Source organism: Nonomuraea mesophila (genome assembly GCF_004352805.1).
GTDB classification, from domain to species: domain Bacteria; phylum Actinomycetota; class Actinomycetes; order Streptosporangiales; family Streptosporangiaceae; genus Nonomuraea; species Nonomuraea longispora.
In genome coordinates, this window is record NZ_SMLD01000075.1 from 1 (window position 1) to 13,486 (window position 13,486).

The following is a 13,486-nucleotide window of genomic DNA, read 5'->3' on the forward strand; positions in this document are numbered from 1 at the left end:
GACGACGACGGCCCTGCGCTGCCGTCCCCGCCGGTCCGCGCGCGGGAGCGGCGGCGCAGGGCCGTCGTCGTCGGCGCGGCGCTGGCGACGGCGCTGCTCCTGACGGTCGGCGGGTTCGCCGCCGCGGGTCTGCTGGCGCCGACCGGCACCGCGGCCCAGCCGTCCGCGCCGTCGAAGGCGGAGACCTTCGCGCCGGGTGTCACGGCCGAGCCCGTCGACGCCGAGCTCGCCGAAGGGGTCACGCTGCACGAACGCCCCTCCGACCCGATCAGGCTGATGTCGTACAGCATCGAGGACAACAAGACCCACGAGGACACCTTCTACGCCAGGAACCTGCGGCAGGGCACGTTCGGCAAGCGCACCGGCATCCTCGAGTGGCTGGTCTCTCCCGACGGCCGCTATCACGCGATCAGGCAGAAGGACTACACCTCCGACGGCTACGACTCCGTGCTCATCACCAACAGCGAGTCCGGGGTCAGCTTCCGGGTCAAGACCGTGCGCAAACCTCTGGACAGCACCATCGAGGCGTTCTCCAAGGACAGCACGAAGATCCTGCTCACCGTGAGCAAGCCGGTCAACGGCAAGAAAGACTGGACCACCACCGGCTTCGCCATCATCCACGTGGACCGCGCCGACCTGGCGAGGAGCAAGGCGACCGTGGCCGACGTGGGCGACGCCACGCTCGGCGAAGGCGACTTCGGCTGGGACGCCGCGGGAGAGGGCGTGGTCTTACTCCACGAGAAGATCAAGGGGCTGCGCTTCTACGACGCCGCCGGGCGGCCCACGCGCGACGTGCCGGGCGTGGGGGCGCTGGACAGCGGCCCCGACCACCAGTTCTCACCCTCGGGCAGGACCTTCGTGACCGACTGCCCCGACGGTGACGACGACCACTGCCTCTGGGACACCGCGACAGGCAAGCGGGTCCGCTCGTTCTCCTCCGACTGCAACAAGGTGCTCGGCTGGTTCGACGAGGACCATCTGTTCTGCTGGGAGCAGGACAACGGCGCCGAGGACGAGATCCGGGTCGTGACCCTGGACGGCAAACTGGTGCGGAAGCTGATGGACATCCCGGAGGACGTCGACCTCTCTCCCGGGTACGAGGTCAACCTTTCCTCGTGAACCATCGTCACGGAGCACTAACACAACCGCCGCCGGGGTTGTCGTAGATCCACGGCATGAACACACAATGACGCCATGCCATCCTTCACACCGCTCGTGCCCGGTGATCCTCCGGAAGTGGCAGGCCTGGAACTCCTCGGCAGGCTGGGATCGGGCGGACAGGGCGTCGTCTACCTGGCCAGAACACCCATGGGCGCGCACGTGGCCGTCAAATGGCTGCACGGCGACCAGGCGGACAACGAGGAGAGCGTCCAGCGTTTCCTGCGAGAAGCGCAGGTCGCCCAGCAGGTGGCGCCCTTCTGCACCGCGGTCGTGCTCTCCACGGGCGTCGAGCACGGCCGGCCTTACATCGTCAGCCAGTACGTCGAAGGCCCCTCCCTCAGGGAGATCGTGCGGGACGAGGGCCCGCGCACCGGCGCCGCGCTGGACCGGCTGGCCATCGGCACCGCCGCCGCGCTGGTCGCCATCCACGAAGGCATGGTCGTGCACCGCGACTTCACGCCGGGCAACGTCATCATGGCCGGTGACGGGCCGCGCGTGATCGACTTCGGCATCGCGCGCACGCTGGACCCGGTGCAGATGACGAGCAGCACGCAGATCGGCACGCCGGCGTACATGAGCCCCGAGCAGATCCTGGGCCGGCCGGTGGGGCCGGCGGCCGACATGTTCTCCTGGGCCGCCACGATGGTCTTCGCGTCCTGCGGGCGGGCGCCGTTCGGCCATGAGGGGCCGCACGCGGTGATGGACCGGGTGCTCAACGAGCCGCCCGACCTGGGCGTTCTCGAGGGGCCGCTGCGCGAGGTGGTCGAGCGGTGCCTGGCCAAGGACCCGGAGGAGCGGCCGATGGCCCAGCAGGTGATCATGCAACTGCTGCGGAAGCCGTCGGCCGCCGGCGATCCGCTCAGGGAGGTGACCTGGGAACCGCCGGGGGAGGCCGGCCTGCCCGCGCAGGATCAGGAACGCACGCGCCGGCCCGTCGCCGGCGTGGCCGCCGCCGTCACCGCGCTCGTCCTGGTGTCGGGGGCGGCCGGGGCGGCCGTGGGCAAGGCCGTCTACGAGCCGGACCCGCTCGCCGCCCGGACCGCGGCCGTCACCTCGGCGACGCCACTGGACACGAGCACGCCGGAACCCGTCGAGACCAAGCCGCCGGGCGGCCGGATCACCCTCTATGAGAGCCCGGCAGACCCCATCAGGCTGACGGCGTACGAGCTGAAGGACAAGAAGACCGACACCCACGTCGACTACGCCAGGGAGTCGCTGGAGGGCACGTTCGAGAAATATCCCGCCAACGACAAGTCCCTGGTCTCCCCCGACGGCCGGTATCTCGCGGAGAGGCCCAAGCTCTACACCGACGACGACTACAGCTCGGTCCTCCTCACCAACAGGGATACGGGGTTCAGTTTCCGGGTCAAGACCGTGCGCAAGCCGATGAGCGGCTCCATCCAGGCCTGGTCGAAGGACGGCACGGAGATCCTGCTCAACGTCACCAGGAGGGCCGGCAAGGAGCGGTCCACCGTGGGCTTCGCCATCCTCACGGTGGACCGGACCGACCTCGCCAGAAGCGCGGTCAGGGTGGTCGAGGTGGCCGACGACGCGATCCAGGACCACGAGTTCGTCTGGGGCCCCGGCGGGCAGAGCGTCGTCAGCGCCTACGGCGACGACGACGGGTTACGCTTCTTCGACGGTTCCGGCAAGCTCGTGCGCGACGTGCGGGACGTCGGTGAGCCACCGTTCGACGGCGCACAGATCTTCTCACCCTCGGGGTCGATGTTCGTGACCGACTGCCCGAGTGGCCACGACGACGACCACTGCCTCTGGGCGTCCGCCACCGGCAAGCAGGTCCGCGCGTTCTCCTCCGACTGCGACACGGTGCTCGGCTGGTACGACGAGACGCATCTGTACTGCTGGGAGCGGGACAACGCGAGCCTGATCCAGCTCAGGGTGGTGGACTTCGGCGGCAAGCTCGTGGACAAGCTCGTCGAGGTGCCCGAGGGGGCGGGCGTGATCGTGCACTACACGGTCAACCCGGCCACGACCTCCTGAGCCCGGGACCCCTCCCGGAGGGCGGCGGTTACCGTGACAGGGTGCATGGAGAAAGGACCGACGGCATGGCGGGGACGATGCGCAGACCGCAGAGCAAGGTGGACATCCTGCCGAAAGAACTCGGGAACTTCGCCGACGAGCTTCCTCCGGCGCAGCCGGGCACGCTGTTCGTACGGGGGAGCAACGGAGGGATGCGCGTCGCGCCGGACGCCCGGTTCGACGTGGTGTTCGGGAGGTGCGAGCCGGACGTGCACGTCTGCGTCGGCCCGAACGACCCGCACGTCAGCCGCCGGCACGGATACATCACCCGCGAGGACTCCGCCTGGATGTTGTACAACCTCGGCAGGCTGCCCATTCGGCTGCCGGGCTCGCGGCTGGTGCTCACCGGCCACCGGACGAGGTTGCCGACGGGGCACACGCCGCTGTTCATCGTCGGCCCCGAGCAGGACCACCTGCTCGAGGTGCGGATCGTGATGGGGAGGAGCGACCCGGACCAGGACAGCCGCCACGACGCCGACACGTGCAACCCGCCCGGGTGGGAGCTGAGCGAGGCGGAGCGCCTGGTGCTGGTCTGTCTCGCCCAGCGTTATCTGCGGCCCGAGCCGTGGCCGCAGCCGCTGACCTGGGCTCAGGTCGCCGACGAGCTCCACCGCCTCCGTCCCGGCGAGGGCTGGACGGGCAAACGTGCCGCCCACATCGTCAACCAGACGCGCAAGCGGCTCAGCTCCGAGGTGGCGGGGCTGCGGGAGGAGGAGATCCCGCCGCCGCTGGGCAACGCGCTCAACCACAACCTCATCACGGCGTTGCTGGCGAAGTCCACGATCCGGCCGGCCGACCTCGCCCTCCTCGACGGGCCTGACCCGACGGGCGGCCGGTCTTCCTGACCGCCCGTCCGGCCGCCTGCTCAGCCGGTGTAGCCGGTGATGATGCCCATGGTGAGGGCGGTGCGCTCCGGGATGTGGTCGACGATGGCGTGCTCGGAGCGGGAGTGCGAGCCGGCGCCGACGGGGCCGAGCCCGTCGAGCACGGGCCGGCCGAGCGCGGAGACGAAGTTGGCGTCGCTGGCGCCGCCGACCCCCGCCTCGCGCAGGTCGAGGCCCTGCTCGATGGCGGCCTTGCAGGCCCTCGCGAACAGGTCCTCCGAGGCCGGGTTGGGCGTCATGGGAGGCCGGTTCCAGCCGCCGCTCAGCTCGATGGACACGCGCGGGTCGGGGGAGCGCAGCGCGGCGAGCGCCGCGTCCACGCGGTCCATCTCGTCGGGACGGGAGACGCGTACGTCGATGCCGCACGTGGCGCGCCCGGCGGTGACGTTGGTGCCGGTGCCGCCCTTGACGACGCCGACGTTGACCGTGGTGCCGCGCTCGGGGGCGCCCATCGCGGCGATGTCGAGGATCAGCGCGGCCAGCGCGTGCACGGCGCTGGCGCCGGCCGTGGGGTCGAGCCCGGCGTGCGCTTCGATGCCGGTGGCGCTCACCTGGAAGATGCCCACCCCCTTGCGGGAGGTCTTCACCGCGCCGTCGATCGCGCCCTCGAAGACCAGGGTGGCCAGCGCGCCCTCGCTCGCCGCCTCGATCCGCTCGCGGGAGGCCGGGCTGCCGATCTCCTCGTCGCCGTTGAACAGCAGGCGGACCGAGGGGTGCGGCAGGCCGAGCTCGCGCAGCCCGCGCACCGCCCACACCGCCTGGACCAGGCCGGTTTTCATGTCGAAGACGCCGGGCGCGCTGATGACGCCGTCGCTGACCCGCCAGGGCCAGCCGGCGAGGGTGCCGGCCGGCCACACGGTGTCGTAGTGGCCGACCAGCAGGACGTAGCCGGGGGCCGTGCCGTGGTAGGTCAGCTCCAGCACGTCGCCGTGGCGCCCGCCGTCGTGACGCTGGAGCCGGTCCGGCTTCCCGATGCGGTCGGCGGCCCAGTCGCCGATCTCGTCGAGAGCCCGGTCGAGCAGTGCCTTGTCGTCGCTCGGGCTCTCCAGCTCGACGAGCCTGCGCAGGTCGCCGAGCATGGTGGGAAGGGCCTGGTGGGTCCACACGGGAGCCGGTGTCACTGAGGGTTCCTTAATCTAGAGGGAATTACCGGACGGGTACGCCCGGTCCGAGGGGGATGCCGAGGGCCCACCACAGCAGGAACAGCAGCGTCCAGGTGACGAGCATGACCAGGCACAGAGGCAGCACGAGGGCCATCAGGGTGCCGATGCCGGCCGACTTGCGGTAGCGCTGGACGAACCCGAGCACCAGCACGAAGTAGGGGCTCATCGGCGACAGCGCGTTGGTGCAGGAGTCGGCGATGCGGTAGACCGCCTGGGTGGTCTCCGCGGGGATGTCGAGCAGCATCAGCATCGGCACGAACACCGGGCCGACCAGCGCCCACTGGGCGGAGCCGCTGGTGATCAGCAGGTTGATGATCGTGACGATGAGCAGGATGCCGATGAACACCACGGGGCCGGTGATGCCGGCCGCCTTGAGCACCTCGGCGCCCTTGATCGCGATGATCGTGCCGATGTTGGTCCACTTGAAGTAGGCCAGGAACTGCGAGATCGCGAAGAACAGCACGATGACCGGGGCCATCTCCCGCATGCCGTGCGCCATGAAGTCGGGCACGTCGCTGCTCTTCTTGATGGTGCCGACGATGCGCCCGTAGACGATGCCGACGAGGCAGAAGGCGACGCCGATCAGCAGGGCGATCGCGCCCAGCAGCGGGCCGAAGTCGAGGTCGCCGTTCTCGTCGCGCAGCGGCGAGCCCGACGGGACGATGGCCAGCGCGACCAGCGCGATGATCACCAGCAGCGTGATGCCGGACCAGCGCAGGCCGCGCCGCTCCGTGTCGGACAGCTTGAGGTCGCCCAGGTCGCCGATCTCGGCGTCCTCGTCGATCGGCATGCTCTTGGCCCGCTTGGTGAGCAGGGTCTCCGTCACCAGCGTGATGATGGCGGCGAGCACGAACGACGAGCCGAGCGAGAAGAAGTAGTTGGCGAGCGGCGTGACGTTGACGCTCTGGTCGATGGTGTGCGCGGCCTCGGTGGTGATGCCGCCCAGGATGACGTCGGTCGGGGTGACGACGGGGCTGGCGTCGAAGCCGGCCGCCACCGAGACGTATGCCACGATCACGCCGATGATCGGGTTGCGGCCCACCGCGTAGAAGGCCAGGCCGCCCAGCGGGATCAGCACGATGTACGCCGAGTCGGCGGCCGCGTGGGAGATCATGCCGGTGAAGGCGAGGGCGAAGGTCACCCAGCGCGCGGGCACGCGGGAGATGCCCCGTCGCAGCACCGCGGCCAGCAGCCCCGACTTGTCGGCCACCGCGACGCCGAGCATGACGGCGAGCACCGTGCCCAGCGCCGGGAAGGTGGCGAAGTTGTCGATGGCGTCGCCGAGCATGACCCCGAGGCCTTCGGCCGACAGCAGGTTCTGGGCGACGACGGTCTTGTTGTCGGCGGGGTTGACCGCCGAGACGTTCAAGGTGGCCAGGAGCCAGCTGAGCGCCATGAGGAAGGCGCTCAGGAAGACAAAGAGCCAGAACGGATGGGGGAGCTTGTTTCCGGCGCGCTCAATTCCATTCAGAGCGCGCAGGGTCGCGCTCATCATGCGCGACTCTTTTTCCACGGTCAGGGGGGTGGACATGGAGCCATATATTAATCGCACACGTAACGGATGCGCAAGCGGTAAGCAGTCGTACCGAAGTGCCGCCTGACTGTATCAGAGACAAATGGTCTTGGTGAATGTCAGTCACATCGCCCCATGTCATAGGAGGTTGCATCGTTCCAAAAAATAAGCACGAAGAAAGGCGTGGGAAATACGATTCATCTTTCAACCGATCAGCCACCTACTCACATAGAAAGCGGCGATCCCGACCGACGTGGAGAGCAGAAATCTTTTCGAGACCAGGCCCGCCACGAAAGTGACCGCGCCGCCGATGAGATAGGGATTGGCCAGCGTCAGCTCGATGCCCTTTCCCGACGGCGTGAGAACGGCCGGGAAGACCAGCGCGGCCAGCACCGCCGGCGGCGTGTACTTCAGCAGCGTCTCCACCACCGCCGGCATCTCCCGGCCGGCGAGCACCGCCAGCGGCAGATAGCGGGGCAGGAAACTGCACAACCCCATGCCGATGATCAGCAGCAGCATGCTCATGCCACGTTCTCCTTCTCCTCGCTCGCCTTCGGCGTCTTCTTCCGCGTCGCCAGCTCGCACCCCGCGCCGACCGCGGCCCCGACGATCGCGGCCAGCACGACCCCGAGGTTGTACGGCAGGCCGTGCGCCAGCATCACCGTCACGCCGGCCGAGCCGATGGCCGCCGCGACCCGCCAGTTCGTCAGCCCGATCGCGAGCATGGCGATGAACATGGCGGTCACCGGGAAGTCCAGGCCGAGCTTCTCCACGTCGGGCACGGCCGACCCGAGCGACATGCCGATCACCGTGCACGTCATCCAGGTGACGTACAGCAGCCCCGACGCCCCCAGGAAGAACAAGTGCTTGTGGTGGGTCAGCCTGCCGTTGCGCAGGCGGTCGATCGCCACGAAGAACACCTCGTCGATCAGCCCGAACCCGAGCACCACCCGCCAGCGCTGAGGGACCTCCTTGACGTACGGGATGAGGATCGTGCTGTACAGCAACATCCGCAGGCCCAGGATGAGCGTGGTCAGGATGATCGCGGGCCAGCTCGCGCCGTCAGCGATCAGGGCGAAACCGACGAACTGCGCGGTGCCGGAGTTCACCGCCATCGCCAGCCCCAGGGTGGCGAACTCCGACAACCCGCTCGACAAGCCCAGCACGCCCCCCGCGATGCCCATCGGGATCGCGGAGGCGAGGAACGGCGTCGTGCTCCTGACCCCGGCCAGGAACACCTGGCGCGGCGTGGGCAGTGAGGTCTCGGGTGACGCCTCGGGTGGCGGGTCGGTGGCGGACATGCTCTAGAGCCCTTCCTTCCATAGCGTGCGCACCAGGGCGGCCACGGCGTCGGGCGCCGTACGGCAGAAGTAGTGGCCGGCCGGGCCGATCTCGGCGAGCCGGATCGCGGCGGCGAAGCGCGACCACTCCGTATGCCGCCGGGCGTACCCGGGGGTGAGGGGGTCGTCGGCGGCGTACACGGTGGTGAGCGGCACGCCGAGCGGGGCCGCACCCTGCTCGTCGAGCAGGTACGTGTTGGCGGCGCGGGAGTCGTGCCGGAACACGGCCGCCACGAACGCCGCCTGACCGGGGCCGAGCGCGTCGAGCCCGGTCAGCCCCGTGACGCCGGCCAGCCAGGCCACGACCTCGTCATCGGTCATCGCCTCCGCCTGCCGGACGGACTCGCGGGTGGTCTCGGCGTCGTGCAGCAGCTTGCCGGCCACGACGACGTGCCGCGGCGGGTCGCCGGCCGCCTCCATCAGGCGGGCCGTCTCGACCGCGAGCGCCGAGCCGACGCAGTGGCCCCACAGCAGCACGGGCAGTCCGACGGTGGCGCGGATCTCGTCCGCCACCAGCCGGGCCGCCTCGCGTACGGACAGGAACGGCTCGTCCGGCCGCCCGGCGTCGTGGCCCGGCAGGTCGACGCCGTAGACGGCGACGCGGCCCTCGCCGGGGTCGCCGGCCTTGGCGAGCGCGGTGGCCAGCGGCTCGAAGTTGGCGGCGTCGCCGCCGGCGTACGGGAAGCAGACCAGCGCGTACGCGGCCCGGCCGGGGTCATCCGTCAGCGGCCTGAGCAGGCGGCGGGGCCTGGGCTGCGCGTCCCGCTCGGCCTGCGCTTCGAGGTTGGCCTCGGCCACCGCGCACAGCGGCCCGAACGTCGAGTTGCGCATCAGGTCGGTGAGCGTCACCAGGCCGCCCATCTCCATGACCACCCGCATCGCCGACAGCGAGCCGCCGCCCAGCTCGAAGAAGTTGTCGTCGAGCGTGATGGATTCCGCCGGCACGTCGAGCACGCCCGCCCACGCCTTCGCGATGCGCTGCTGCAGCGGGCCCTCGGGACGGCCGCCCGAGCGGGGGACGCTCCGGCCGGTGGAGCGGCGGAAAAGCCTGCGCTCCGGCTCGGGTAGCAGCTCGACGCGGCCGGGCAGGCGTCGGCCGTACAGTTCCGTGGCGGCCGTGACGCTCTCGTCCCCGGCCGCGACGACGACGGCCCTGCCGGGGGTGGCGAACGGCACCCGCAGGCCGTGCCCGTCCACGAACCGCAGGCGGGCGGGGCCGGGCAGGAGCCCCGCCACCTCGGCGGGCAGGTCCTCCGACGCCTCGGCCGCGTCCAGCGCCGCGCTCTCCTCGCCCGGCAGCAGGTCCGCGAGATGGTGCGGGGCGTCGGGGCCGGAGGTCATCGCCTCGAACGCCGCCCGGTAGTACGCGCCCATCCTGGCCACCTGCCAGGGCTCGAAGAGGTGGGCGTGGTAGTGCAGGCTCAGGCGTACCTCGTCGGTGGCGAAGTGCCGGGAGAACTCGGCGCGCAACACGAACTCGGTCTCCGAGTTGGCCCGCACGTCGAGCAGCGCGAACCCCTCACGCTCCTCCAACTGCCGCAACAGGTAGAAGTGGGTGAAGTTGAAGGCCGTCTCGAACAGCGGGTCCTGGGTCTCCAGGTCGCGCTTCATCTGCGCCATCGGGTAGCGCCGGGCCGGCAGCAGCTCCACCTCCGACCTGTAGACCTGGCGTACGAGCCCGGCCCAGGAACCGGGCTCCACGCGGGCGCGGAACGGCACGGTGTTGAGGAACAACCCGATGGCCTCGGTGGCGCCCTCGTTCTCCGGGCGGCCGCTGTGCTCGTACCCCGTGATGACGTCGGGCTCGCCGCTGATCAGCGAGAGCACCTTCACGTGCGCGGCCAGCGCGACGTTCTTGACCGGCACGGACAACCTGCCGGCCAGGGCCACGATCCGGTCCGACAGCCCCGGCGGCAGCTCCACCTCGTGGAAGACCACGGGGAAGACGTCCGGCGCCGCCGCGCTCCTCGTCCTCGGCAGTTCGGTGAAGGCGCCGTCCGACAGCACCTCTGCCCAGTGCGCGCGGTGCCCGGGGTCCGCGAGCGAGCGCCGCTCCAGCGCCACGTAGTCGCGCACGTGGTTGCCCGCCGGGGCGTCGGGCAGCGGCCGGCCCTCCAGGAGCCGGTGGTACAGGTCGAACAGCGTGGTGTGCACCAGCGTGATGCTCCAGCCGTCCAGCGCCGAGTTGTGCTGGCTCAGCGTGTACCTGAACAGGTCGTCGGCCAGCACGTGCACATGCAGCCGCACCAGGCCGGGCTCGGCCCACGCGAAGCGGTGCGCCTTCTCCCGCTCCAGCCAGTCGCGGTACCAGGCGTCCTGCTCGGACTCGGTCATGCCGCGCAGGTCGGCGACCGTCAGCGGGCTCGGCGCGTCCGCGTGCACGAGCTGCAGGTACTCGGTGTAGCCGGTGAGGTGGTAGCCGGTGCGGAAGATCGGGTGGCGGGCGGCGAGGATTCGCGCCGCCTGCTCGAACCGCTCGGCGTCGAACGTGCTCTGGATCGTGTAGCTGATGATGTCGTGGTATTCGACGGTGCTGTGCGACAGCTCGCTCTGGAAGACGAGCCCCGCCTGGAGCTGCGTCATCGGGTACGCGTCCACGACCCCGTCGGGAATCTTGGCCCGGTCCTCGGGTTCGAGCAGCTCGAACGGCCGCGGCTCCCGGTCCTCGCCGCTCCGCGCGGTCTCGCCGGCGACCTCCGCGAGGCGGGCCACCGTCGGGTTCTCGAACAGCTGCCGGAACGTGAAGTCCAGGCCGAGCGCGCGGGCCCTGGCCAGCACGGTGACGAAACGGATCGAGTCGCCGCCGAGCGCGAAGAAGTTGTCGTGCACGCCGACCCGCTCGACATCCAGCACCTCGGCCCAGACCCGGGCCAGGCCGGTCTCCACCGGCGTGCGCGGCGCCTCGTACGCGCTGTTGTCCGCCGGCTCGGGCAGCGCGCGGCGGTCCAGCTTGCCGTTCGGGGTGAGCGGCCAGCGTTCCAGCGTCACCAGCCGGGCGGGCACCATGTACGCCGGCAGCGTCCGGCGCAGGTGCTCCTTCAGCTCGTCCTCGGGCACCGGCGCCGCCGACACCACGTACCCCCGCAGCCCGTCAGGCTCGCGGGCCACGACCACGGCGTCCCGCACCGACGGGTGCCGCCGCAGCCGTTCCTCGATCTCGCCCGGCTCGACGCGGTGCCCGCGCACCTTGAGCTGGTGGTCCATCCGGCCCAGGAACTCGACGGAGCCGTCGGGCAGCCGTACCGCCCGGTCCCCCGTACGGTAGACGCGCTCCTCACCCGCGTGCGGCGCGGCCGTGAACCGCTCGGCGGTCAGCTCCGGCCTGCCCAGATAGCCGCGGGCCAGCTGCACCCCGGCGACGCACAACTCGCCCGGCACGCCGACCGGCTGCGGGCGCAACCCGGCGTCGAGCACGTGGACGCGGGTGTTGGCGACCGGCCAGCCGATCGGCACCCGGGTCTCGTCGCCCCGGCAGACGTAGTGGGTGACGTCCACGGTGGCCTCGGTGGGGCCGTACAGGTTCACCAGCCGCACCGACGGCATCACCTCGTGGAAACGCCGTACGTGGTGCGGGGCCAGCGCCTCGCCGCTGGCGAACACCTGGCGCAGCGGGCCGGGGCTCTCCTGCGCGCCCGACACGAAGTCGAGGAAGGCGCCCAGCATCGGCGGCACGAAGTGCATCGTCGTGACGCCGTGGCGCCGCACGGCCGCGAGCAGCTCCTCCGGGTCGCGCTCCGCGCCGGGCGCGGGCAGGCACACCGCGGCGCCCGCCTGCACGCCCCAGAACAGCTCCCACACCGAGACGTCGAACGACGTGGGCGTCTTCTGCATGATCACGTCGGCGGCGTCGATCGGGTACGTCCGCTGCATCCAGGCGATCCGGTTGACGGCCGCCCGGTGCTCGATCTGCACGCCCTTCGGCTCGCCGGTCGACCCGGACGTGTAGATGACGTACGCCAGGTCGCCGCCGTCCCCGAGCACGGGCGGCGGGCCGGAGTCGGGCGCGTACGCGGCCTCGTCCGTGAGGTCCAGCGTCGCCGCCCCCGCCACCATGCCCGCCACCATGCCCGCGAGGTGCGGCTGGGTCAGCACCAGACGCGCGCCGCTGTCCCGCAGCAGATACTCGACGCGCTCCCGCGGGTTGCCCGGATCGATCGGCAGGTACGCGCCACCCGCCCGCACCACGGCGTGGATGGCCGTGAACATCTCCGGCGACCGGTCGGCCAGCACCGCCACCAGGTCGTCCCGGCCGACGCCCCGGGCCCGCAGCGTGTGCGCCAGCCGGTTGACCCGGGCGCCCAGCTCGGCGTAGGTGAGCCGGAACCCGTCCCCCACCAGGGCGACGGCGTCAGGAGTCGCCGCCACCCTGCGGTCGAACAACTCGTCCAGCCGCTGCGGCCCGTCGAAGGTGACGTCCGTGGCGTTCGCCCCGGCGCTCAGCGCGCGGTCGGCGACGGAGCGCAGATCCAGCGCGCACAGCGCGGTGTCGGGATGGGCGCTGGCCTGGTCGAGCAGCAACATGCAGTGGACCAGCAGGCGCCGCGCGGTGCCGGGGGTGTGGACGGCGGGCCGGTAGCGCAACCGCAACGTCAGCCGGTCGGCCCGCCGCGCGAAGGAGAACACGACAGGAAACCCCGGACGCCCCTCGCCCTTCGCCGGGCCGACCGGTGTGTCGTGCCCGGGTTCGCGCCCGGTGCCGTGCGCTGTGTCGCGCCCGGTGTCATTCACTGGGCCGCGCCCGGTGTCGTGCTCGGTGTCGTGCTCGGTGTCGTGCTCGAGGTCGTGCACTGTGTCGACGAGCACCGCCGCGAAGGGGTCGTCGCCGTCGTGCGGCGTGCCGCCGGACTCGCGGGCGAGCAGTTCGACCGGGTAGTCCTGGTGCGCGGCCACCGCCCGCAACCGGGTGGCGACCTCGCCGAGCAGGCTGCGCAGCGTACGGTCGTCTCCGATGGGCAGCCGCAGCGGCAGCGTGGCGGCCAGCGGCGCGGGCCCGCCCGCGACCGGCAGCGCGGGCACAGCCAGGACGACCTCGTCCTCGCCCGTGTACCGCTGGAGCAGCGCGCCGGCCGCCGCGACGAGCAGGGCGTGCAGGGCGGCGTCCCGGCCCCTGGCCAGTTTGAGCAGCCGGCCCGCCAGCGAGGGATCGATCTCGCGCGCGACGACGGCGACGCCGGCCGGGCCACGGCCGTCGGTGGCGGGCGAGGCGTCGTCATGGGCGGCCGGCGCGCGCAGGCCGGGGGAGCCGGTGCCCGCCGGCACGTGGTCGGCGGGGAAGCCGGCGCGTTCGGGCAGGGCCGCCAGCTCCGCACGCCAGAACGCGCCCTCCCGGGGCCGCTGGGCGGCCGCGACCTTGAGCCTGCCCAGGCTCTCGATGGATTGCATGTG

The 13,486-nt window shown here is 71.3% G+C and carries 8 protein-coding genes; 3 read left to right on the forward strand and 5 right to left on the reverse strand.

The window, feature by feature from the left end:
• The 3 genes from E1295_RS48975 to E1295_RS25860 form a co-directional block, all read left to right on the forward strand.
• A partial coding sequence (locus E1295_RS48975; RefSeq protein WP_220448887.1) for a hypothetical protein occupies nucleotides 1–1,119 on the forward strand: 1,119 nt, incomplete at its 5' end.
• A 75-nt stretch (nucleotides 1,120–1,194) separates the two neighbouring features.
• A complete protein-coding gene (locus E1295_RS25855) occupies nucleotides 1,195–3,162 on the forward strand; it encodes a serine/threonine-protein kinase (RefSeq protein ID WP_132633530.1) in 1,968 nt (655 codons plus the stop codon).
• A 41-nt stretch (nucleotides 3,163–3,203) separates the two neighbouring features.
• On the forward strand, nucleotides 3,204–4,046 hold the full coding sequence (locus E1295_RS25860; protein ID WP_220448888.1) for an FHA domain-containing protein: 843 nt from the start codon (nucleotides 3,204–3,206) through the stop codon (nucleotides 4,044–4,046).
• Nucleotides 4,047–4,066: 20 nt separating this feature from the next.
• Here E1295_RS25860 and E1295_RS25865 read toward each other — a convergent pair whose 3' ends face one another.
• The 5 genes from E1295_RS25865 to E1295_RS25885 all read right to left on the reverse strand — a co-directional run bounded on the left by E1295_RS25865 (nucleotide 4,067) and on the right by E1295_RS25885 (nucleotide 13,483).
• Nucleotides 4,067–5,206 carry a M20 family metallopeptidase gene (locus E1295_RS25865; RefSeq protein WP_342775909.1) on the reverse strand — a complete coding sequence of 380 codons (1,140 nt, stop codon included), beginning with the start codon at nucleotides 5,204–5,206 and terminating at the stop codon, nucleotides 4,067–4,069.
• 25 nt (nucleotides 5,207–5,231) lie between these two features.
• Nucleotides 5,232–6,740 (reverse strand): AbgT family transporter, encoded by a 1,509-nt coding sequence (locus E1295_RS25870; protein WP_132633575.1) that lies wholly within the window; start codon nucleotides 6,738–6,740, stop codon nucleotides 5,232–5,234.
• 225 nt (nucleotides 6,741–6,965) lie between these two features.
• Entirely contained in the window at nucleotides 6,966–7,286 is a 321-nt protein-coding gene (locus tag E1295_RS25875; protein WP_132633532.1) for an AzlD domain-containing protein, read from the reverse strand.
• On the reverse strand, nucleotides 7,283–8,062 hold the full coding sequence (locus E1295_RS25880; RefSeq protein ID WP_132633534.1) for an AzlC family ABC transporter permease: 780 nt from the start codon (nucleotides 8,060–8,062) through the stop codon (nucleotides 7,283–7,285). The genes E1295_RS25875 and E1295_RS25880 overlap by 4 nt, the downstream gene beginning before the upstream one ends.
• Before the next feature lie 3 nt (nucleotides 8,063–8,065).
• A complete protein-coding gene (locus E1295_RS25885; RefSeq protein ID WP_132633536.1) occupies nucleotides 8,066–13,483 on the reverse strand; it encodes a non-ribosomal peptide synthetase in 5,418 nt (1,805 codons plus the stop codon).
• Between the last annotated feature and the right edge of the window lie 3 nt (nucleotides 13,484–13,486).

Bases quoted from the DNA above. Each gene is read 5' to 3' on its own strand.
- E1295_RS25855 (WP_132633530.1), top strand. From the start codon at position 1,195: ATGCCATCCTTCACACCGCTCGTGCCCGGTGATCCTCCGGAAGTGGCA.
- E1295_RS25870 (WP_132633575.1), bottom strand. From the start codon at position 6,740: ATGAGCGCGACCCTGCGCGCTCTGAATGGAATTGAGCGCGCCGGAAAC.
- E1295_RS25875 (WP_132633532.1), bottom strand. From the start codon at position 7,286: ATGAGCATGCTGCTGCTGATCATCGGCATGGGGTTGTGCAGTTTCCTG.
- E1295_RS25880 (WP_132633534.1), bottom strand. From the start codon at position 8,062: ATGTCCGCCACCGACCCGCCACCCGAGGCGTCACCCGAGACCTCACTG.
- E1295_RS25885 (WP_132633536.1), bottom strand. From the start codon at position 13,483: ATGCAATCCATCGAGAGCCTGGGCAGGCTCAAGGTCGCGGCCGCCCAG.